The 21,157-nt window shown below is 68.8% G+C and carries 20 protein-coding genes; 13 read left to right on the top strand and 7 right to left on the bottom strand.

Features of this window, described 5'->3' with window-relative positions:
- Positions 1-97 precede the first annotated feature (97 nt).
- The 8 genes from ACFTE1_RS21480 (at position 98) to ACFTE1_RS21445 (ending at position 9,019) form a co-directional block, all read left to right on the top strand.
- Complete coding sequence (locus tag ACFTE1_RS21480; RefSeq protein ID WP_380617648.1) at positions 98-1,021, top strand: ABC transporter ATP-binding protein; 924 nt, start codon at positions 98-100, stop codon at positions 1,019-1,021.
- Entirely contained in the window at positions 1,018-1,875 is an 858-nt protein-coding gene (locus ACFTE1_RS21475; protein ID WP_380617649.1) for an ABC transporter permease, read from the top strand. Before ACFTE1_RS21480 ends, ACFTE1_RS21475 begins: the two co-directional genes overlap by 4 nt.
- Positions 1,876-1,882: 7 nt before the next feature.
- Positions 1,883-2,116 (top strand): helix-turn-helix transcriptional regulator, encoded by a 234-nt coding sequence (locus tag ACFTE1_RS21470; protein ID WP_380617650.1) that lies wholly within the window; start codon positions 1,883-1,885, stop codon positions 2,114-2,116.
- Between the two features lie 138 nt (positions 2,117-2,254).
- Positions 2,255-3,067 carry a BRCT domain-containing protein gene (locus ACFTE1_RS21465; RefSeq protein WP_380617651.1) on the top strand — a complete coding sequence of 271 codons (813 nt, stop codon included), beginning with the start codon at positions 2,255-2,257 and terminating at the stop codon, positions 3,065-3,067.
- 186 nt (positions 3,068-3,253) lie between these two features.
- Positions 3,254-5,857, top strand: a complete 2,604-nt coding sequence (gene clpB, locus ACFTE1_RS21460) for an ATP-dependent chaperone ClpB (protein WP_380617652.1) — start codon at positions 3,254-3,256, stop codon at positions 5,855-5,857.
- 169 nt (positions 5,858-6,026) lie between these two features.
- Positions 6,027-6,398, top strand: coding sequence for a holo-ACP synthase (locus tag ACFTE1_RS21455; RefSeq protein WP_380617653.1), 372 nt, complete (start codon positions 6,027-6,029; stop codon positions 6,396-6,398).
- Between the two features lie 9 nt (positions 6,399-6,407).
- Complete coding sequence (locus ACFTE1_RS21450) at positions 6,408-7,847, top strand: NAD(P)H-hydrate dehydratase (protein ID WP_380617654.1); 1,440 nt, start codon at positions 6,408-6,410, stop codon at positions 7,845-7,847.
- Positions 7,848-8,062: 215 nt separating this feature from the next.
- On the top strand, positions 8,063-9,019 hold the full coding sequence (locus ACFTE1_RS21445; protein WP_380617655.1) for a C40 family peptidase: 957 nt from the start codon (positions 8,063-8,065) through the stop codon (positions 9,017-9,019).
- A 61-nt stretch (positions 9,020-9,080) separates the two neighbouring features.
- Here the strand turns inward: ACFTE1_RS21445 and ACFTE1_RS21440 are convergent, their stop codons facing one another.
- On the bottom strand, positions 9,081-9,782 hold the full coding sequence (locus ACFTE1_RS21440) for a CDP-alcohol phosphatidyltransferase family protein (RefSeq protein WP_380617656.1): 702 nt from the start codon (positions 9,780-9,782) through the stop codon (positions 9,081-9,083).
- Between the two features lie 419 nt (positions 9,783-10,201).
- Between ACFTE1_RS21440 and ACFTE1_RS21435 the strand changes: the two genes are divergently transcribed.
- Positions 10,202-11,698, top strand: coding sequence for a glutamate--cysteine ligase (locus ACFTE1_RS21435; protein WP_380617657.1), 1,497 nt, complete (start codon positions 10,202-10,204; stop codon positions 11,696-11,698).
- Positions 11,699-11,786: 88 nt separating this feature from the next.
- On the opposite strand, the gene rplI is transcribed toward ACFTE1_RS21435, so the two are convergent.
- Genes rplI through rpsF form a run of 4 tightly spaced genes read right to left on the bottom strand, consistent with a single transcriptional unit; the run spans position 11,787 to position 13,356 of the window.
- Positions 11,787-12,251, bottom strand: a complete 465-nt coding sequence (rplI, locus tag ACFTE1_RS21430) for a 50S ribosomal protein L9 (protein WP_380617658.1) — start codon at positions 12,249-12,251, stop codon at positions 11,787-11,789.
- Positions 12,252-12,266: 15 nt separating this feature from the next.
- Positions 12,267-12,512 carry a 30S ribosomal protein S18 gene (gene rpsR, locus ACFTE1_RS21425; RefSeq protein ID WP_380617659.1) on the bottom strand — a complete coding sequence of 82 codons (246 nt, stop codon included), beginning with the start codon at positions 12,510-12,512 and terminating at the stop codon, positions 12,267-12,269.
- A 19-nt stretch (positions 12,513-12,531) separates the two neighbouring features.
- Positions 12,532-13,029 carry a single-stranded DNA-binding protein gene (locus tag ACFTE1_RS21420; protein WP_380617660.1) on the bottom strand — a complete coding sequence of 166 codons (498 nt, stop codon included), beginning with the start codon at positions 13,027-13,029 and terminating at the stop codon, positions 12,532-12,534.
- Between the two features lie 36 nt (positions 13,030-13,065).
- Positions 13,066-13,356, bottom strand: coding sequence for a 30S ribosomal protein S6 (rpsF, locus tag ACFTE1_RS21415; RefSeq protein ID WP_380617661.1), 291 nt, complete (start codon positions 13,354-13,356; stop codon positions 13,066-13,068).
- 202 nt (positions 13,357-13,558) lie between these two features.
- On the opposite strand from rpsF, the gene ACFTE1_RS21410 reads away from it, so the two are divergent.
- The 4 genes from ACFTE1_RS21410 to ACFTE1_RS21395 all read left to right on the top strand — a co-directional run bounded on the left by ACFTE1_RS21410 (position 13,559) and on the right by ACFTE1_RS21395 (position 19,246).
- Positions 13,559-15,205, top strand: a complete 1,647-nt coding sequence (locus tag ACFTE1_RS21410; RefSeq protein ID WP_380617662.1) for a fumarate hydratase — start codon at positions 13,559-13,561, stop codon at positions 15,203-15,205.
- Between the two features lie 272 nt (positions 15,206-15,477).
- A complete protein-coding gene (locus ACFTE1_RS21405; protein ID WP_380617663.1) occupies positions 15,478-16,734 on the top strand; it encodes an LPXTG cell wall anchor domain-containing protein in 1,257 nt (418 codons plus the stop codon).
- Positions 16,735-17,262: 528 nt separating this feature from the next.
- Positions 17,263-18,156, top strand: coding sequence for an MHYT domain-containing protein (locus ACFTE1_RS21400; protein WP_380617664.1), 894 nt, complete (start codon positions 17,263-17,265; stop codon positions 18,154-18,156).
- Positions 18,157-18,331: 175 nt separating this feature from the next.
- Complete coding sequence (locus tag ACFTE1_RS21395) at positions 18,332-19,246, top strand: MHYT domain-containing protein (RefSeq protein WP_380617665.1); 915 nt, start codon at positions 18,332-18,334, stop codon at positions 19,244-19,246.
- 51 nt (positions 19,247-19,297) lie between these two features.
- Here the strand turns inward: ACFTE1_RS21395 and ACFTE1_RS21390 are convergent, their stop codons facing one another.
- On the bottom strand, positions 19,298-20,542 hold the full coding sequence (locus ACFTE1_RS21390) for a glycosyltransferase 87 family protein (RefSeq protein WP_380617666.1): 1,245 nt from the start codon (positions 20,540-20,542) through the stop codon (positions 19,298-19,300).
- Positions 20,543-20,551: 9 nt separating this feature from the next.
- Positions 20,552-20,965, bottom strand: coding sequence for an ATP-binding protein (locus tag ACFTE1_RS21385; protein ID WP_380617667.1), 414 nt, complete (start codon positions 20,963-20,965; stop codon positions 20,552-20,554).
- Positions 20,966-21,157 lie beyond the last annotated feature (192 nt).

The following is a 21,157-nucleotide window of genomic DNA, read 5'->3' as shown; positions in this document are numbered from 1 at the left end:
TTCCGTCTCCTGAGGCCGGGACGCCGCTTGCCGGTACCGTACAACGAGATGTAGCATTCCTACTATCAATAGACGAACACCGACCAAAGGCAATAGCATGAGCACTGACCGAACAGGGGAATCCCCGGTCATCTCCGTCCGGGACCTGCGGATGCAGTACGGGGACAAGACCGTCCTCGACGGCCTCGCGTTCGACATCGCCCCCGGCGGAGTGACCGCCCTCCTCGGACCCAACGGAGCCGGCAAGACCACCACCGTCGAGATCCTCGAGGGCTTCCGCCAACCCTCGGCCGGAAAGGCCGAAGTCCTCGGCACCGACCCGCTCAAAGGCGGCGACGCCTGGCGCGCGCGCATCGGCATGGTCCTCCAGAACTGGAACGACCACGGCAAATGGAAAGTCCGCGAGACCCTCTCGTGGTTCTCCGACTTCTACCGCCCCTTCACCCAACCCTGGGACCTCGACGAACTGCTCGACATCGTCGGCCTCACCGAGCACGCCGGCCAGCGCGTCGGACGCCTCTCCGGAGGACAGCGCCGCCGCCTCGACGTCGCCGCCGGCGTCGTCGGCCGCCCCGCCCTGCTCTTCCTCGACGAGCCCACCACCGGATTCGACCCGCGCGCCAAACGCGACTTCCACGACCTCGTCCACCGCATCGCCGACATGGAGGGCACCACCGTCCTCCTCACCACGCACGACCTCGACGAGGCCGCCAAGCTCGCCGACCGCATCCTCATCCTCGCCGGCGGCAACCTCATCGCCGACGACAGCCCCGACGCGCTGGCCCGCTCCGTCTCCGACACCTCCGAGATCCGCTGGCGGGAGAACGGAGTGCTCCAGGTCCACTCCAGCGACGACGCCACCGCCTTCGTCCGCAAGCTGCTGGCCGACGAGCACGCCGACGTCCGCGACCTGGAGGTCAGCCGGGCGACGCTCGAGGACGCCTACGTCTCCCTAGTCGAGGCCTTCGAGGCCGGCCGGGCCGACGAGGCCGTCACCGCATTCCAGGAGGTCACCCGATGAACACCGCCGTCAACTCCTACCGCGCCGGAATGCGCCGGGCCAAGATCGCGCTGCGGGTCTCCCTGACCACGCCCTCCGACCTCCTCGGCTACGTCCTCCCTATCGCCATCTCGCTGACCGTGCTCTTCTTCCTGCGCAACACCGACTACGACGGGGCGGCCGTCTCCCTCGGATCCATGAGCGTCCCCAGCCTGCTGGGCATGAACCTCGTCTTCGGCGGCGTCCTCGGCGTGACCGGAGTGCTCGTCATGGACCGCACGACCGGGACCCTGCTGCGCGCCAAGAGCCTCCCCGGCGGGACCACGGGCTACCTGGTCGGCGAGATCGCGTCGATCGGCGCCTTCACCATGATCCTGTCCATCGCGTTCGCGGGCGCCGGGCTCCTGCTGTTCGACGGGCTGGTGTTCGACTCGCCGCAGAGGTGGCTGATGTTCCTCGCGATCCTCGTCCTCGGGCAGCTGTCCACCCTGCCGCTGGGGGCCGTCCTCGGCGCGCTCATCAACAACCCGCGCAACATGGGCCTGGTGACGCTGCCGATCATGGGCCTCATCGGGATCTCCGGCATCTTCTACCCCATCGCCACCCTGCCCGGCTGGGTCCAGGGCATCGGGCAGACCTTCCCCATGTACTGGCTGGGGCTGGGCATGCGCCACGCCTTCCTACCCGACTCCATGGCCGCCGTGGAGATCGGCGGCACCTGGCGGACCCCTATGATGTTCGCGGTGCTGGCCGCCTGGACGATCGCGTCCATGGCGGTGGCGCCCGTGCTCCTGCGCCGCATGGCGCGACGCGAGTCGGGTTCGGCCGTGGCCGTCCGCCGGGAGAAGATGCAGCAGATGATGACAGGTCAGTGACGGAGAGATGGCAGAGGACACCGTATACAACCGGATCGCCATGCTGCGCGCCGAAAGAGGGATCACCCGGCGCCAGCTGGCGGAGGCCCTCGGCGTGCACTACCAGACGGTGGGCTATTTGGAGCGCGGGGAGTACAGCCCCAGTCTCTTTCTGGCCCTTGCCATCGCGGAGCACTTCGAGGTCCCGGTCGAGGTGGTGTTCTCTCGCCGGCCGTTCCCCCGGCTCGGCAGCGGGGAGTGACACGGGCCGGACACAGGCAGTTTCGACGTACGTCCATTGAGCGATCGCCGTGGCGAGCGGATCCAGGTGACACCGGATCGAGTACCATCGGTGCTATATCAGACTTGCCCGACATAATCGTCCTATAGGGAGGTACCGGTGCCTACAACGACCCGGACAAAATACAGGATCCTCGTTCTGGGCTCGGGGCCGGAGGCCGACGAGGCCCGTGCCCTCGCCGAGGAGCGAGACGACGTCGCGGTGGCCGCCAAGTTCACCAAGACGGTCACCCATCTGATCGCGGACGACACCGTCAAGAAGTCCGAGCCGCGCCTGAAGAAGGCCGCCGAGACGGACGTTCCCGTCCTGAGCCCGGCCGAGTTGAGGGAACTGGTCGAGGCCGACTCCGCCGCCGCGGAGAAGGCCGAGGAGGCCGCCGAGCCCGAGGCCGCTGCCGAAGAGGCCGCCGAGGAGGCTCCGGAGGAGGAGTCCGCCGAGGTCCCCGCCCAGGCGGAGGCGCCCGAGGTCGAGGCCGGGGAGCAGACGGAGGACGCCGCCGAGTCCATTGAGGAGAAGGACGGGCGGTCCGAGGACTCGGACGAGGAGCCCGAGGCCGCCTCCGAGACCGAGGAGTCCGCAGAGACGGCGGAGCGGGTCGAGGAGAAGACCGAGACCGCCGGTGAGGAGACCGCCGAGGCCGAGTCCGCCCGCGACGCAGAGCCCGAGGCCGCCTCCGAGGAGAAGGCCGACGACGAGGCCGTTGCCGCCGACGCCGCCTCGGACGAGGACACCGACGGCGAGGACTCTGGCGACAAGGACTCCGGAACCGACGCCTCCACCGCCGAGAAGGACGCGGACGACAAGGCCGAGACCGCCGAGAAGGCCGGGGACGCCGAGCCCTCCGAGGAGCGCCGCCCCGCCGCCAAGCCGGGACTGTGGGCGAAGATCAAGAACGTCCTCGGACTCAAGTAGTCCCGCGAGCGAAGGGGTCCGCCCCTTTCGGTGAAAGGCCCAGGCGACGACGCCTGGGCCTTAATCTGTCCTGAGGCCCCGCCGGCCGGTGGGAATACTCACCCGACGTCGAAAGTTGAGTGACATGGACTCAACTTTTGGGTAGATTATTCCTCATACCAAGACGGACAGAAAAGGAAACCACCTGTGGATGTCAACCGTTTGACCACCAAGAGCCGGGAGGTCATCACCCAGGCGGCCCGCCAGGCCGCGGCGAACGGCAACGCCACCGTCGAACCCTGGCACGTGCTGGACGCGCTCATGACCGTGGACGGGTCGACCGCTCCCGGACTGCTCCAGCTGGTGGGCGTCACGCCCGGCACCGTGTCCTCCGAGACCGAGCGGCGCATCGAGCAGATGCCCTCGGCCCAGGGCGCCTCGGTCGCCGAGCCCTCCATGGCGCAGGCCAGCGTGCGCGCCATCAACGCCGCCGACCAGGCCACCTCGGACAACGGCGACGAGTACGTCTCGACCGAGCACTTGCTCGTCGGCCTGGCCACCTCCGGCGGCGAGGTCGCCACCTTCCTCACCTCGCTGGAGGCGACGCCCAAGAAGCTCGTGGCCGCCTTCCCCCAGCTGCGCGGCGGCGACCGCAAGGTGACCAGCCAGGACCCCGAGGGCTCATACAAGTCCCTGGAGAAGTACGGCGTCGACCTCACCGAGCAGGCCCGCTCCGGCAAGGTCGACCCGGTCATCGGGCGCGACCAGGAGATCCGCCGCGTCGTCCAGGTCCTCTCGCGGCGTACCAAGAACAACCCCGTCCTCATCGGCGAGCCCGGCGTCGGCAAGACCGCCATCGTCGAGGGGCTCGCGCGCCGCATCGTGGGCGGCGACGTCCCCGAGTCCCTGCGCGACCGCCGGATCATCTCGCTCGACCTGGGCAGCATGATAGCCGGGGCGCAGTACCGCGGCCAGTTCGAGGAGCGGCTCAAGTCCGTGCTCGACGAGATCCGCCAGTCCGACGGCGAGATCATCCCCTTCATCGACGAGCTGCACACCGTCGTCGGCGCGGGCAAGACCGAGGGCTCCATGGACGCCGGCAACATGCTCAAGCCGCTCCTGGCGCGCGGCGAGCTGCACATGATCGGCGCGACCACGCTCAACGAGTACCGCGAGAACATCGAGAAGGACGCCGCCCTGGAGCGGCGCTTCCAGCAGGTCTTCGTCGGCGAGCCCACCGTCGAGGACACGGTGGCCATCCTGCGCGGCCTCAAGGAACGCTACGAGGTGCACCACTCGGTGCGGATCACCGACTCCGCCCTGGTCAGCGCCTCCCAGCTCTCCGACCGCTACATCCCCGACCGCCAGCTGCCGGACAAGGCCATCGACCTCATCGACGAGGCCGCCAGCCGCCTGCGCATCGAGATCGACTCGCGGCCCGAGGAGATCGACGCCGTCGAACGGTCCGTCCGCCGCCTCGAGATCGAGGAGACGGCGCTGCAGAACGAGACCGACGACCCCGCCAGCGCCGAACGGCTCGCCTCCATCCAGAGGGAGCTGGCCGACGAGCGCGAGCGCCTCTCGGCCCTCTCCCGGCAGTGGGAGACGGAGAAGGAGCGCATCACCAAGGTCAGCGACCTCAAGGAGAAGCTCGACGACCTGCGCACCGAGACCGAGCGGGCCGAGCGCGAATACGACCTGGAGAAGGCCGCGCAGCTGCGCTACGGGCAGATCCCACAGCTGGAGGAGGAGCTGGCCCGGGCCGAGGAGGAGCTGGAGAGCGCCTCGAAGCAGGCCAAGGACGGACCCATGCTGAAGGAGGAGGTCGACTCCGACGAGATCGCCTCCGTCATCTCCGCGTGGACGGGCATCCCCGTCGGGCGCCTGCAGGAGTCCGAGTCGCAGAAGCTCCTGCGCGCCGAGGACGAGCTGGGCAAGCGCGTCGTGGGCCAGGCCGAGGCCGTCGAGGTCGTCTCCGACGCCCTGCGGCGCGCCCGGGCCGGGCTGTCGGACCCGAACCGGCCGACCGGTTCGTTCCTCTTCTCCGGGCCCACCGGCGTCGGCAAGACCGAGCTGGCCAAGGCGCTGGCGGAGTTCATGTTCGACGACGAGCACGCCACCATCCGCATCGACATGGGCGAGTACACCGAGCAGCACTCGGTCGCGCGGCTGATCGGCGCGCCTCCCGGGTACGTCGGCTACGAGGAGGGCGGGCAGCTGACCGAGCCGGTCCGGCGCCGTCCCTACTCCGTCGTCCTGCTGGACGAGGTGGAGAAGGCGCACCCGCGCGTGTTCGACACGCTCCTGCAGGTGCTCGACGACGGGCGCCTGACCGACGGACAGGGCCGGACGGTCGACTTCCGCAACGTCATCCTCATCATGACGTCGAACCTCGGCTCGCACGCCCTGGTGGACGCGAACCTGGACGAGGCCGCCAAGAGAGAGACGGTCCTGTCGGCGATCCGCTCGCACTTCAAGCCGGAGTTCCTCAACCGCCTCGACGACATCGTCGTCTTCCACGCGCTCGACGAGGAGAACCTGAAGGCGATCGTGCGGGTCCAGCTGCGGCAGCTGCAGAAGCGCATGGACTCCCGGCGCCTGGCGCTGGAGGTCGACGAGGCCGCCACCGGTTGGCTGGCCGAGCGCGGATTCGACCCCGTCTACGGGGCTCGCCCGCTGCGCCGGCTGATCCAGACGGCCATCGGCGACCCGCTCTCCCGCGAGCTGTTGGAGGGCAAGATCGTCGACGGCGACACCGTGTCGGTCACGGCCTCGCCGTCCGGCTCCGCGCTGACCGTCACGAAGGGCTGAGGCACGAGCGCCTCGAGGGGCCGCCAGACCTGGCGGAGGGTTCGACCCCATATCGTCTGAAGCGGAGCGGCGTGAGCGTCGCTCCGCTTTTCGCTGTGCGGAAGGGGGAATGCCGGACGCCGCCGGACAATCCGTGTCGATGGTCGCTCCGGCGTGGCACTCTGGAAGCATGATCGTTTCGGTGGGGATTGACGTCGTGGCGCTGCCGCGTTTCGAACACGTGGTGGATAGGACTCCGGGCATAGTAGACAGACTGTTCACCGAGGAGGAGCGGCGCCGCCCGGACGGCCGGGAGCGCAGGCTCCAGTCGCTGGCCGCCCGCTTCGCCGCCAAGGAGGCCGTGGCCAAGGCCCTCGGCGCCCCCACCGGGCTGAGCTGGCACGACTGCGAAGTGCAGTCCGACCCCACCGGGAAACCCTCGATCCTCCTGCGGGGAACCGCCGCCGAGGCGGCAGACCGCCGGAGCATCGCCCGCTGGCACGTGTCGCTGACCCACGACGGGGGCATCGCCTCCGCGGTGGTCGTGGCCGAGACGGCATAGGGAGCTGGGATGCGAGAAGTGTGGCCGGTGACGGCGGTCCGCAAGGCCGAGAGCACCGTCATGGCGTCCCTCCCGGAGGGAACCCTCATGCAGCGGGCCGCGGCGGGACTGGAAAAGGTGGCCGCCGACCTGCTCGTCAAGCATTTCGGAGGGGTGTACGGACGCAGCGTCCTCCTGCTGACGGGCATGGGGGACAACGGGGGCGACGCCCTCTTCGCCGGCGCGAGGCTCGCCGGACGCGGCGCGGCGGTCCGGGCGGTGCAGATCCTCGGCTCGCGACGCCACGAGGGAGGGCACAAGGCCCTGCGAATGGCCGGGGGCCGCTTCATCTCCCCCGAGGACGTCGGGTACCACGACCTGGTCCTGGACGGCGTCACCGGGATCGGAGGCCGACCCGGCCTGCCCATCGAGGCGGTCAACCGGCTGCGCAAGGTCCGCGCGGGAGTCACCGTCGCCGTCGACGTCCCCAGCGGGGTCAACGTCGACACGGGCGAGGCCGTCGGACAGGCCGTCCACGCCGAGCACACCGTGACCTTCGGATGCCTCAAGCCGGCGCACGTGACCGGTCCGGCCTCGGAACTGTGCGGAGAGATCCACCTGGTGGACATAGGCATCGGCCGCGCCCTGAGGCACGGCGACAGCGTCCTCTCCGTGCCGGAGGAATCCGACATCGCCGAGTGGGTTCGCCGGCCGGGCCCCGCCGACGACAAGTACACGCGCGGCGTGGCGGGCATCGCCGCCGGCTCGACCCGTTACCCGGGCGCGCCGCTGCTGGCCGCCGCGGGAGCCCAGGCGGGCCCCGCCGGAATGATCCGCTTCGCCGGAGACCAGTGGCGCCAGGTCGTCTCACGCCACCCCTCCATCGTCGCCACGCCCGGCATCGAGGAGGCCGGACGCGTCCAGGCCTGGCTGGCCGGCCCCGGCACGGGCACCGGACCCCGCGCGCTCAAGACCCTGGAGCACGTCCTGGAGGCCGAGGTGCCGACGGTGCTCGACGCCGACGCCCTGACGCTCGTCGCCAAGCACTCGCGGCTCCTCGCCGGCCGCCGTGCCCCGCTCGTCCTCACTCCCCACGACCGGGAGTACGAGCGCCTGTACGGGTCGCCGCCGGAAGGCGACCGCGCCTCCTCCGCCCTGGCGCTGGCCTCGCGGCTGAACGCCGTGGTGCTCCTCAAGGGGCACAGGACGATCGTGGCCGACCCGGACGGGTCCGTCTACGCCAACCCCACGGGCACCCCGGACCTGGCGACAGCCGGCAGTGGCGACACCCTGGCGGGGCTGCTGGTATCGCTGCTGGCCTCCGGTCTCGGCGGCGGGCGCGCCGCGGCCGCCGCCGCCTACCTGCACGGCCTGGCAGGGGAGTTCGCCGCCCGGGACGGAAGGCCCGCCACGGCCGAGGACCTCGGGGACGCCCTGAGGGACGCCGTCGCCTCCGTCCGCACGCCGTGAGATTCGGGGCGGGCGCCCGAACGAGCCCGCCCCGAATCCGTCACACCCGCCATTCCCCTTGGCGGACAAGGCTCTCACTCTCGTCTCCTGCGTGAACGGCACGACCGCCGACCGGGCGGTGCCGGGTAGGCGATATTCCCCAGGGCCGCTCTCGACCCCGTGGCCCGCGCGAGCTAGTCTCACTATTGAGAACACCCCGTTCAAGGAGTCATGACGTGAAAGCCGAGAAACGACGCCTCCGACGCGGCCTGGTCTGGTCGATCACCGCGGCCATGGGATTCACCCTCGCCGCCGGTCCCGCCTACGCCGAACGGGACGTGGACGAACTCGAGAACGAGATCGAAGACCAGCACGAGACCCTCGAAGGCAAGGTCGAGGAGCACAACAAGCTCCGCGACGAGGTCAAGGAGACCGAAGAGGCGATCGAGAAGGTCGAGAAGAAGCTCAAGCCGTACGAGGAGAAGATGGACTCCCTGCGGACCAAGCTCGCCGACTACATCGCCGAGGCCCACATCAACCAGGGCAAGGGCGAGACGGTCGCCATCCTCGAGTCCGGCTCCCCGCAGGAGTACGTCGAACGCCTCACCGAACTCGGGGCGGCCTCCCTCTACAGCTCCGAAGACCTCGCCGAACTGACCGAGACGGCCGCCGAGTACCAGGAGGAGCTCGACACGCTCTCCTCCCTCGAAGCCGACCTCGAGAAGCAGAAGTCCGAACTCGACTCCACGATCGAGCAGATCGAGAACGGCATCGACAACCTCCAGGACGAGTGGCGGACCCACCCGGGCAACCCGGTGTCGGACTACGACCTCGACTACATCCCCGGCGACCGCGGCAAGATCGTGCGCCAGGCGCTCGCGCAGGTCGGCAAGCCCTACGTCTGGGCGGCGTCCGGGCCGGACGGCTACGACTGCTCGGGACTCATGCTCGACGCCTACAACCAGGTCGGCATCTCCCTGCCCCACAACGCGGCCGCGCAGTACAACATGGTCGCGCACATCTCCAAGGACGAGCTCCAGCCGGGAGACTTCGTCTTCTACAACGGCCTCCAGCACGTGGGCATGTACATCGGCCAGGGCCTGGTCGTCCACGCCCCGACCTTCGGGCAGCCCGTCCAGGTCGTCAAGGTCGACCACGGCAACTCCTACTACGGATCGGGCCGGCTGCTCTAAGCCTCCCGCACAGAGGAAAAGGGCCCCTCGGGGCCCTTTTTCCGTATCCGGGCGAACTCGTTCAGAGGGCCGCACGGGCCGCGGCGGCGATGCTGGCCGCCAGGAAGAGGCCGTTGACCAGTCCGAATCCGGCGAGCACCCACACCATCCCGGCGGGCCAGAAGACGAGCGAGGCGCCCACGACGACGAGGATGAAGCTGTAGTCGCGCACGAGCTTCACGAGGCGCACGACCAGGCTCTCCGAGCTCACCAGGGACTGGTTCGCGTCCTCCTTGGCCATCACGGCGGTGACGAGGTTGGTCATCCACAGCGCCGAGAAGGCCGCCGACACCCAGACGGGGAAGTCCGCGTAGGCGTGGGCCACCGCGGAGATCGCGGCGACCACGCCGGTCTGCACCGCGATGTCGGCGAGGATGTCGACCCGCGCCCCGGCCGCCGAACCGGTCCCCGTGACCCGCGCCAGCTGGCCGTCGGAGCAGTCGAGCGTATAGGCCAGCTGCCACAGGAGGAAGGCGGCGATTCCCGCCGGCCACAGCGGGGCCCCCTCGGCGGCGGCCGGCAGGCGGGCGATGACGAGGACCGCCGCGCCCAGCCCGATCAGCAGGCTCAGGAGGGTCAGGTGGGTCGGTTTGAGGCGCGCCTTCCACGCCAGCCAGGCGAGAAAGGCGGCCGGCCGCTGGTTCTGCAGGGTCGCCAGTCCCCCGCCGCGGTTCTGCGCGTAGAAGTCGGCGGGACGGCGGGAGGCGGATTCTCCGGTAGACACTCCGAAAGCATAGCCGCCCCCGAAGCGCGTCCGCCGCACCGCGCCTCGCCCATGGCCGACCGCATAACGGCTCGATATCGACTCCCCGTCGTGACTCTCGGGAACCGTGTTTGGACGGACACCGGACTTTAACCGGTCTCTGTCGCCTGCCTGACACTGCAGGACATACAGCATCCCTAATATTTGGGGAACCCTGGCTAAATACAGCAAGCTCTCATGACGGATGGACGGGGGCATCGGTTAGGCGGACCCATGGCGGGCCGACCGACCCGATAGATTCCCGGTATTCCATCCAACGATGCGTCGGCGCCGCCGCGAACCGTGTCGTGGTGGCGGACCACCCCGCACTGCGCCGCGAGACCGGCGTCCCCGCACCGGGATGCGGGCTTACTGTCACCGAACCAACCCGGGAGGGATAGATGGGTGACGAAGTAACCCGGGCCGCTCTTCTCCGGAGCGACCCCGACAAGTACCTCCGTCGGCTGCAATCCTGCCGCGACGCGCTGGAGGCCATGGTGGCCGACGGCGCCATGGAGGACGAGACCCCTTTGACCGGGGTGGAGCTGGAGCTCAACCTCATCGACCGGACCGGAGGCCCCTCTTTCAACAACGACCAGGTACTCAAGCACCTGGAGACCAGCGCCGAGGAGGAGGCCTTCTACGGGGCGCAGCACGAGCTGGGAAGTTTCAACGTCGAACTCAACCTGCCTCCGCGCTTCCTCGAAGGAGGAGGGCTCTCCTGGTACGAATCCGACATGGCCGCCTCATTGGCAGAGGTGAGGCGAGCCGCTGAACTGCACGACACGGCCCTGCTGCCCATTGGAACCATACCCACGCTGTTCGCCGAGCACATAGGCCCCAAAGCCATATCGACCGCACCACGCTACCGGCTGCTCGACGAGCAGATCATGAACGCGCGCGGGGACAACATCCACCTGGACGTCACCGGCGCCGAGTCGCTGAGCTTCTCGTGCGACACCATCGCGCCGGAGGCGGCCAGCACGTCCGTCCAGTTCCACTACCAGGTGCCCGCCTCCGAGTTCGCGCACTTCTGGAACACCGCACAGGCCATATGCGGGCTCCAGCTCGCCGTCGGGGCGAACTCGCCCTACCTGCTGGCGCGCCAGCTGTGGGCCGAGACGCGCGTCATCCTCTTCGAACAGGGCACCGACACCCGGCCCTCCCACAAGCGCGCCAACGGGGCGATGCCGCGGGCCTGGTTCGGCGAGAAATGGATCGACTCCGCACTGGACCTCTTCGATGAGAACACCAAGCACTTCGCACCGCTTTTACCGATCATTGACGAGGAGGACCCTCTAGGAGATGTGGCCCGGGGCTCCGCTCCGGTCCTCAACGCGCTGCGGCTCCACAACGGAACCGTCTACCGGTGGAACCGGCCCGTCTACGACGTGGTCGACGGAAAGGCCCACCTGCGCGTCGAGAACCGGATCGTCCCGTCGGGACCCAGTCCGGTGGACATGGCCGCCAACATGGCCTTCTACTACGGACTGCTGCTCTACTTCGCCCGCGTCGGCGAACCAGTCTACCGCCGCATGGAGTTCGCGACCGCGGCGGCCAACCTGCACATGGCCTCGCGCCACGGCATCCACTGCGACCAGATCTGGCCGTCCTACGGACAGCTCCCCGCACGGGCGCTCATCGTCGACCACCTCCTGGCGCTGGCCGCCGAGGGGCTGAAGATCATGGGCGTCCACTCCCGCGAGATAGACCGCTATCTGGGAGTGGTCGAACAGCGCTGCCTGCGGGGCGTCAACGGCGCCACCTGGCAGGTGGGGAGGGTCTACGCCGGCGAGCACCGCGACCGGCTGGACCGCCGGTCGGCCCTGCGCGCCATGGCCTGCGACTACGCCGAGAACGTCGAGACGGGGCTGCCCGTCCACGAATGGAGCCTGTAGACGCGCCGAGCATGCGAGAAGGCGCCCGTCCGACGAGGACGGGCGCCTTCTCAACGCCGGTGGGCGCTCGGCCGAGCCGAGCCCCCGCCTACTTCTTCTTGGCGCGCTTGGCCGGGGTGACCTGCAGCTTGAAGCGAGCGGTCACCTCCGGGTGCAGCTTGACCTTGATGTCGTAGGTGCCGATCGACTTGATCGCGCCGGGAAGCTCCAGGCGGCGGCGGTCGATCTCCGGGCCGCCGGCCTCGGTGACGGCCTCGGCGACGTCGGCGGCGGTGACCGAACCGAACAGGCGGTCGTTGTCGCCCACGCGCGCGATGATGTGCGCGTCGGTCTTCTTCAGCTTGTCGGCCACGGTCTGGGCCTGCTCGAAGTCGTGGATCGCACGGGTGTGGCGACCGCGGACGAGCTGGTCGACCTGCTTCTGCCCGCCCTTGGTCCACGCCACGGCGAGGCCCTCGGGGATCAGGTAGTTGCGGGCGTAACCCGGCTTGACCTCGACGACGTCACCGGCCGAACCGAGCTTCGAGACTTCATTGTTCAGAATGATCTTCATTTTCGTCTCTCCCCTCTAGCGGTTCTGGCTGGTGTACGGAAGCAGGGCCATCTCGCGGGCGTTCTTGACGGCCGCGGCGATCTGACGCTGCTGCTGCGAGGTCACACCGGTGACGCGGCGAGCGCGGATCTTGCCGCGGTCGGAGATGAACTTCCGCAGAAGCGCCACGTCCTTGTAGTCGATGTAATTGATGCCCTCTTTGTTCAGAGGGTTGGGCTTCTTCTTCAGCTTCCTAACGGGAGCCGGCTTCTGGTTGGCCATTGCTGCCTTCTCTCAAGATCTAGAACGGCGGGTCCTCGTCGAAGCCGCCGCCCTGCCGGCCGCCGGAGGCGCCGGGAGCGGGGGTCGACTGGGCCCACGGGTCGTCGGCGGGTGCCGAAGGTCCTCCTCCGAAGCCACCGCGCGAACCGCCGCCGGAGGCTTTGGTCACCTTCGCGGTCGCCCACTTGAGGGACGGCCCCACCTCGTCAACGGTCATCTCGACGACAGTGCGCTTCTCGCCTTCGCGAGTCTCGTAGGAACGCTGCCTAAGAGACCCCTGGACGACCACGCGCATGCCGCGTGACAGTGATTCAGCGACGTTCTCGGCCAACTGGCGCCAGGCGCTGCATCGCATGAAGAGCGCCTCGCCGTCCTTCCACTGGCCCGACTCGCGGTCGTACGTCCGCGGGGTGCTGGCCACCGTGAACGAGGCGACTGCGGCCCCGCTCGGCGTGTAGCGCAGCTCCGGGTCGGCGGTCAGGTTGCCGACGATCGTGACTACTGGTTCTCCTGCCATGACCTTCTCCTTATCGGTCGGAGGTTTCCGGGTTTGCTACCGAATCTCCGGACGCAGCACCTTGGCGCGCAGAACGGACTCGTTGAGTCCCATCTGGCGGTCCATCTCGGCCACGGGAGCCGGCTCGGAGTGCAGGTCGATGACGGCGTAAACGCCCTCGGCGTTCTTCTGGATCTCGTAAGCCAGGCGGCGGCGTCCCCACACGTCGATCTTCTCGACGTTCCCGCCCTCGTCCTTGACGGGCTTGAGGAACTTCTCCAGCATCGGGCTCACCGCGGACTCCTCGACCTTCGGGTCGAGAATCACCATGATTTCATAGTGACGCAAGATCACTCCACCTCCTCTGGTCTCATCGGCTGCGGTCGTTCCGCAACAGGAGGGTCTTGCCGTTGCCCATCTATAGGCAACTGTCATATCGTACCTGCACGTTCGCCTCGCGGCCACTCCGTGAGGCATGACTGTGACCCTACCCCGGCAGTGTGACGTTCAACCGTCCCCCGTGCGGGTCCCACGCGCTATGTTGGAGGACGTGACAGGCGATTTCCATTACACCGACCTCCTTCCGACAGGACCCGACGAGACCCCGTACCGCCTTCTGACGACAGAGGGGATCTCGGTCACGGAGGCGGCCGGGAGGCGTTTCCTCACCGTCGAGGGCGACGTCCTGGCCGACCTGGCGGCGGAGGCCGTCCACGACATCCAGCACTACCTGCGGCCCGCCCACCTGGCGCAGCTCCGGTCGATCCTGGACGACCCGGAGGCCAGCGGGAACGACCGCTTCGTGGCCATGGACCTGCTGAAGAACGCCAACATCTCGGCCGGCGGCGTCCTTCCCATGTGCCAGGACACCGGCACCGCGATCGTCATGGGCAAGCGCGGGCAGAACGTGCTCACCGACGGGCGCGACGCCGAGCACCTCTCGCGCGGCATCCACCGCGCCTACCACGACCTCAACCTGCGCTACAGCCAGATGGCGCCGCTGACGATGTGGGACGAGAAGAACACGCGCAACAACCTGCCGGCGCAGATCGAGCTCTACGCCGACGGGGACGACGCCTATAAGCTGCAGTTCATCGCCAAGGGCGGGGGCAGCGCCAACAAGTCCTTCCTCTACCAGGAGACCAAGGCGATCCTCAACCCCGACGCCTTCATGGCGTTCATGGACGAGAAGCTGCGCTCCATCGGCACCGCGGCGTGCCCGCCCTACCACCTGGTCGTGGTCGTCGGCGGCACGAGCGCGGAGTTCGCCCTCAAGACGGCCAAGTACGCCTCCACCAAGTACCTCGACACCCTCCCCACCGAGGGTTCCGAGCTGGGCCACGGCTTCCGCGACCTGGAGATGGAGGCCGAGGTGCACAAGCTGACCCAGAACTTCGGGATCGGCGCGCAGTTCGGCGGCAAGTACTTCTGCCACGACGTCCGCGTCATCCGGCTGCCGCGCCACGGGGCGTCCCTGCCGGTGGCCGTCGCCGTCTCCTGCTCGGCCGACCGCCAGGCGATGGCCAAGATCACCGAGGAGGGCGTCTTCCTGGAGCAGTTGGAGACCGAGCCGTCGCGGTTCGTGCCCGACGTCAAGGAGGAAGATCTCGACGGGGACGTCGTGAACATCGACCTGAACCGGCCGATGGACGAGATCCGCGCCGAGCTCTCCAAGTACCCGATGAAGACGCGGGTGTCCCTGTCCGGGCCACTCGTCGTCGCGCGGGACATCGCGCACGCCAAGATCAAGGAGCGCCTCGACGCGGGCGAGCCCATGCCCGATTACCTGCGCGACCACCCGGTGTACTACGCCGGTCCGGCCAAGACGCCGGAGGGTTACGCGTCGGGTTCCTTCGGTCCGACGACCGCAGGGCGCATGGACTCCTACGTGGACCAGTTCCAGGCCGCGGGCGGTTCGTTCGTCATGCTGGCCAAGGGCAACCGCTCCAAGGCCGTGACCGACGCCTGCCACGAGCACGGCGGCTTCTACCTCGGGGCCATCGGCGGGCCCGCGGCCAAGATCGCCCAGGACTACATCAAGTCCCTCGAGGTGCTGGAATACCCCGAGCTGGGCATGGAGGCCGTCTGGAAGATCGAGGTCGAGGACTTCCCGGCCTTCATCGTCGTGGACGACAAGGGCAACGACTTCTTCGCCGCCACGAGCAAGCCGACCCTGACCATCCGCCGGAGGTCGTAGGCCTCCGATCCGGAGAGGTAACAGGACTCCCGGTCGAGTCGTGGAAGAGGGGGGCGCGCCGTTCGGCGCGCCCCCCTCTCCGCGTGCCGGGCGGACTAGTGCGGCGGCCGGACCTCATACCCGGTAAGTCCTGGTCACGACGGCATAACAGGCCGGATGCGATCGCGAAAAGGTCGCCGGACCGCTGAAACCCAAGGTTCCTTCCGATTGTTCAGTAAGGGCATGCCCGCCCTTAGAGCCCACCCCGGGCCCCTCGATACGGAAGGAATTCCTTGAAAACCACCCTGCCCCGCATCGCCCGCGGCATCGCCGCAGGCGCGGCCGGACTCGGATTGGCCGCCGCGGCGGCCGTACCGGCCTTCGCCCAGGACTCCTATCCCGAACATCTCGTTCACATCGAGGACGTCGCCGACGTCCAGCCCGGTGCGGAGTTCCCGCTGTCCGTCTCGGTGTCGGGCCTCCAAGCCGCAGACTCGGGCACCTTCTTGGAAATCCGCCCCAGCAGCCGGAACCAGTTCCTTGACGTCGACCTCTCCCCGTATGACAACTGCTCGACCGAGGCCAACGCGTGCGCCTTCCCCGATTTGAACCTCGAACCGGGCAAGGTCTACGAGGTCGCCGCGGACACTCCGGTGAACGTGGTCGTGGACGACACCGCTCCGGGGCCATGGGACACGCGCCTCTTCTCCTCCAGCCGACCCATGGACGAGAACCTTTGGTGGCGGTTCGTCGAGGTCGGCGCCGACCTCGACTTCGACTCGAGCTCCCAGCTGCGCCTAGTGGAATCCACCGGTCCTTCGTTCGAGGAGAAGGCCCAGGCCAGGATATCCATAGTCGACAATCCCTACGACATCGCGATGAAGGGAGCAGACGTCGAGGGAACCACGGGAGAGGAGAAGACCTTGGAGCTCACAGTCTCCAATGACTCCGAGACCGCCGCCCACTTCGTTGACACCCCCGGGCGCTGGTCCTCCAGCCTCCTCGTCACAGTCGACCTTCCCGACGGGCTCGCGATCGACTTCCCGGAGGGCGACGACCACTTCAGGAGCATCGACGGCACCATGTGCGACGGGAGTGGAGACTCCAACGATCTGACCTGCGAGGTGTTCCGCGAGGTCCTGCACCCCGGCGAGTCCTTCACGCTGCCCCTGCCCACCGTCATAACCGACGAGGAGGGCGGTGAGCCCGGCTCGGCGACGGTGGGCGACGGCCCGCAGTACTGGGACGAAGAACGATACGAACTGATCGACCAGCAGAACGAGGAGGCCGACTGGAAACTCGGCCGCCAGTACTTCGAGTCCGTCGAACTCGAGACGGCGAACAACACGGCGGTGTTGACCCTGAACGGCAAGGGTGCCGACGAGAACGCCGCTTCGTCTGGAGGGGACGACGAATCGGAGAGCGCCGGGAAATTGCCGGTGACCGGTTCTTCGATGACCGTCGGCATCGCCGCGGCGGCCGCCGCCCTGGCGGTCGGCGTCGGCGCGATGGTGTGGACGCGTCGCCGCAAGACCGCGGCGACGCACTAGCCGGACGAGGACTCGCTCCGAGGCGGCCCCGCCGCCCGGAGAGCCCCTCCGCTCGACCCGCCGGCGCCTTACCGGCCTCGGCGGCAAGGGAACAGAAATCGAAGGGCGGCCCGGGTGAACCCGGGCCGCCCTTCTCCTTCTGCGGTCTTCGACGGCGCGGGGCCGCACCCCCTAACGCCGATCCAATGCTGTTATGACTTCGTGACATTGTCGTTCGTCAGTGTATCACATTTAACAGAAGGCACTTCGGGTTCGACCGCGTCGGGGAAACATCGCTAGTCTTTGGGCCCACCCGCCCGCACCCCTCGCACGAACAGCGGGAGGAGCCCTTCGCACCGGCCGGATCCCCGGAAGAGAGGACCTGGAAAGGCACCCCGACCGTTGCGCTCCGGGCGCGATGCCCACGCGCCCCGGCTCCCGTCCGCGGAAGTCCGGACCAGAGTACGAAGCCGCACAAACTGTGCGACGGATTCCTCGATCCGGACGGCACTCTTCTAGATAACCTATGACGCGAGGACGGTAGACCAGATGTCTTGGGACATGCAGGCGCCGCTGGAACTGGCAGTGGCCCACCAGCAGCATTTCACTTACGGATTCATCAACCCCGCCATGGCGTTCTTCTTCTCCGTGGCCGGCTCCTATCTGGGACTCACCTGCGCCCGGTACTCCAGGGCCTCCACCGGGACCGGCTCCCGGCTGCGCTGGATCGCGCTCTCCTCGTTCGCGCTGGGCGGCATCGGCATCTGGATGATGCACTTCACCGCCATGATCGGCTTCACCGTGGACGGCATGTCCATCGCCTACGACCTTCCGCTGACGGCCCTGTCGCTGCTGATCGCGATCGCCTCGGTCGCGGCGGGCCTGTGGATCGCCGGCACCGCCGACCAGTCCTGGTACCGGCTCATCCCCGCGGGCGCCGTCTGCGGCCTCGGGGTCGCCGGAATGCACTACACCGGCATGGCGGCGATGCGCTTCCCCGGCCGCATGGACTACGACGCGGTGCTGGTCGCCGCGTCCATTGTGATCGCCGTGGTCGCCGCGACGGTCGCCCTGCGCTTCACGGCCGTCGTCTCGCGTAGGGGCAGTATGATGGCGGCGTCGGTCGTCATGGCCGTCGCGGTCTGCGGCATGCACTACACGGGCATGATGGCGATCGTCATCGAACCGAACCACGAGGTCGCCGAGGGCGGCATCGAGGCGCTCAAGCTCATCATCCCGATCCTGGTCTTCGCCGCGGCCGGCATCGTGGGCCTCATCTTCGCGGTCCTGGGAGCCCCGGGGTCGACGGCGGCCGAGGACTACCGCCCCAACGCCGAGCGCGCCTCCGGCGCCGCGCCGCACCTGTCCGTTCAACCGGGCGACCGCCAGGGTTCACCGGCCGGCTTCGAGCGCGGCACCTCGTTCGACCAACCTTCCTCGTGAGAACAAAATAACCCGAAATTCGTATATCGGACAACGACGGTGCGCACTCGGATAGGCTTCGCCCCATAGCGGCGACCGGGCGCACCGCACCGTCCGGACACCTCGGCCCCGAACCGTCCCAACGGAAAGGGCGGACGGGCCCCCGCACCGACACACCCCAGGAAGGCTCGCAGCAATGGCAGAGGTCAACCACTTCACCTACGGGTGGGTCAATCCCGCGATGGGGTTCACCTTCGCCTTCATCGGATCCCTTCTAGCCCTGGCGTGCATGAACCGGGCCCGCCAGGACACCAACCCGATCCGCTCGATCCGCAGCTCCCGCATCGGCTGGATCATCCTGGCCTCGCTGGCCCTGGGCGGCACGGCCATCTGGATGATGCACTTCACCGCCATGATCGGCTTCCGCGTCATCGGGTCCAGCATCGCCTACGACCCGTGGATGACGCTGCTGTCTCTGGTCGCGTCGATCTCCGCGGTGTCCTTCGGCCTGTTCGTGGCCGGGGCCTCCCGCAAGCGCTCGGTCGTCCGAGTGCTGGTCGCCGGCCCGCCCACGGGCGCCGGCGTCGTCCTCATGCACTACATGGGCATGCACGCGATCAACATCTCGGGCATGATCCACCACGACCGGACGTTCGTGATCGCCTCGATCGCCATCGCCCTGGTGGCGGCGACGGTGGCGCTGTTCTTCGCGCTGTGGCTGAAGGGCCGCGCCGCGCACATCACCGGCGCCCTCATCATGGCGGTCGCCATCTCGGCCATGCACTACACGGGCATGGCCGGCGTTCAGGTGACCGTCTACGACGAGGGCCGACAGCAGGTGGAGGGCATCGACCCGATCATGCTGACCATCCCGATCCTGGTGGTCGCCACGATCCTCATCATCGTCCTGCTGTTCACGCTCTTCGCGAAGCCGGGGGGCGGACCGGGGCCGAGGGATCCCCAGGGCCCCTCGGAGCCGGAGCCGGAGGTTCCCGCCGCGCCGCGTCAGAACCCGACCCCGCCGGACTCCGCGTTCGGCGCGGCCTACCCGGACGCCGAGCGCTTCAGCGTGCCGCAACAGCCGCAGTCGCCGCACATGCCGCGCTATTAGGCGACGCGCCGACCACGGCGGCGGCCCGGACCCGGGCCGCCCGGTTGGGCCTCAGCGCCACCATTCGACGATCCGCGCACCGCGCGAGGGGTCGGCCTCGAAGGCCGGCCCCTTTCGGTCTCTCAGGACCAGCCACCACCCCAGCAGGATGACGGGGTAGACGACGTAGCCGAACCGCGTGGCGGGCATGAGGAGGAAGGCCGCCGTCAGCCCCCCGGCGAGCCACAGGGCCGCCGTGGCGGCGTCGCCCGGCCGCTTCCACAGCAGTCCCGCCGCGACGGCCGCGGCGGCCAGACCCAGCAGCGCGGCGGAGACCGCCTCGCCCTGTGGGAGGTGCTGGGCGATGAGGTTGCCGGGGAACGGGGACTGGGCGGGGGAGGGCACGACGCCGTCGCCGAAGCCGAAGGAGATGGTGTTCTCCCACCAGGCGCGGGCTCCCGAGAGCCACACCGAGGCCGCCACGAGGGCCGCCAGCGGTACGGCCGTGGAGAGGTAGCCCCGGAGCCGTCCTCTGCGCCAGGCGAGGACGAACAGGACGGCCAGCAGGGGCAGTGCGAACAGCTTGAGCGAGGCCGCGAAGGCCGCGACGGCTCCCGCCAGGGCCCACCGTTCGCGGTCGGCCAGCGCGAGGGCGAGGACCATGAGAGAGGCGATGGCGATGTCGTTGGTGGACACGGTGAAGTTGAGGGCGCACGCGGGGAAGACGAGCGCGGCCTGCCAGGCGCGGATGAGGGGTCCTTTGCCCGCGCGGCCGTTGAGCAGCGCCGTCGCGCCGACGAGGGCGGCGAGGGTGACCGCGGCGAAGTAGAGGCGCGGGTCGGTCCACCAGTGCTGGCCGCCCAGGGCGGCGGGGATTCCGAAGAGCGCCATGCCGGGCTGATAGGGGTTGTAGGCGAGCAGGGGGTCGCTGGAGGCGGCGATCTGGTCGGAGGTCAGGTAGGGGCCGGTGCCGTCGAGAACGCGCCGGGCGGAGTCCTCGATGACGGGGACCTCCTCCTGGACGGGGGCCCCGGGGTCGTTGCGCCGCAGGAGCGCTCCGATGAGGGGCAGGAGCGAGACGGCAGCGATGACGCCGCCGGCCAAGAGCGCGCGGAGCTTCCAAGGGCGCGGCCACAAGCGGTAGAGCTGGAAGGCGATGAGGGCGGCGGGGAGGTAGCCGCCCACGGCGATGAATCCCCAGTCCTGGTGCGGGGGAAGGGTGGACCAGGCGGCCGTGGCGATGGCGAAGAGGGCGGCCGCGCCGTAGAGGGCGATGTCCAGGAGGACGGGTCGGGCGGTGCTGGCGCGGTGAGTCACGACTCCAGGCTAAGGGGTGGCCGCCGGTCGCGAGAGGCGAAGGGTGGCCTGAATGAAGTGGGTTCCGTCCACATTGGTGCTGGTGTGCCACGAGTCGGCGAGCTGGCTGACGAGGTAGAGGCCGCGTCCTCCCGGGGAGGAGAGGTCGATGGACCGGACGGCGGGGCGGTGCGGGGAGCCTCCGTCGGTGACGCTGACGGCGATGGCTTCGGGGGTGAGCCGGTAGGACAGCTCGATGACGCCGCCGGGCAGGGGGTCGGCGTGGCGGACGGCGTTGGTGACCAGTTCGGTGGCGATGACCATGAGGTCGGAGTTGGTCTCCTCGTCCAGGTGGAGCGGTGCGCGACGCAGCCAGCGGCGGGCCTCCGCGGGGGCGCTGGGCTGGGCGCGGAGGGTGTGGCGCGCGGAGGCGTCTGTCGTCACGGGCGCCCTCCGTTCGCTTGCGTCCTGGTATGTGTGCACTTAATAATAAACCCTGTTGACAATGTCGGCGGGCCGCTCCGAGCGAGACGGACGAGCTGGGTCGCACGCGGAGGAGCCTCTTGCGGACATAGCGTAGCCCTTCGGTGCGCGCCGCGTCCCATTATTCGCCATCGTCACCCCCTGCCTCCATCG

It is taken from the genome of Salininema proteolyticum (assembly GCF_042685645.1).
Taxonomy (GTDB): Bacteria; Actinomycetota; Actinomycetes; order Mycobacteriales; family Micromonosporaceae; genus Salininema; species Salininema proteolyticum.
Note: the sequence above shows the minus strand (reverse complement) of the source record. Positions and strands in the feature narration are given on the sequence as shown.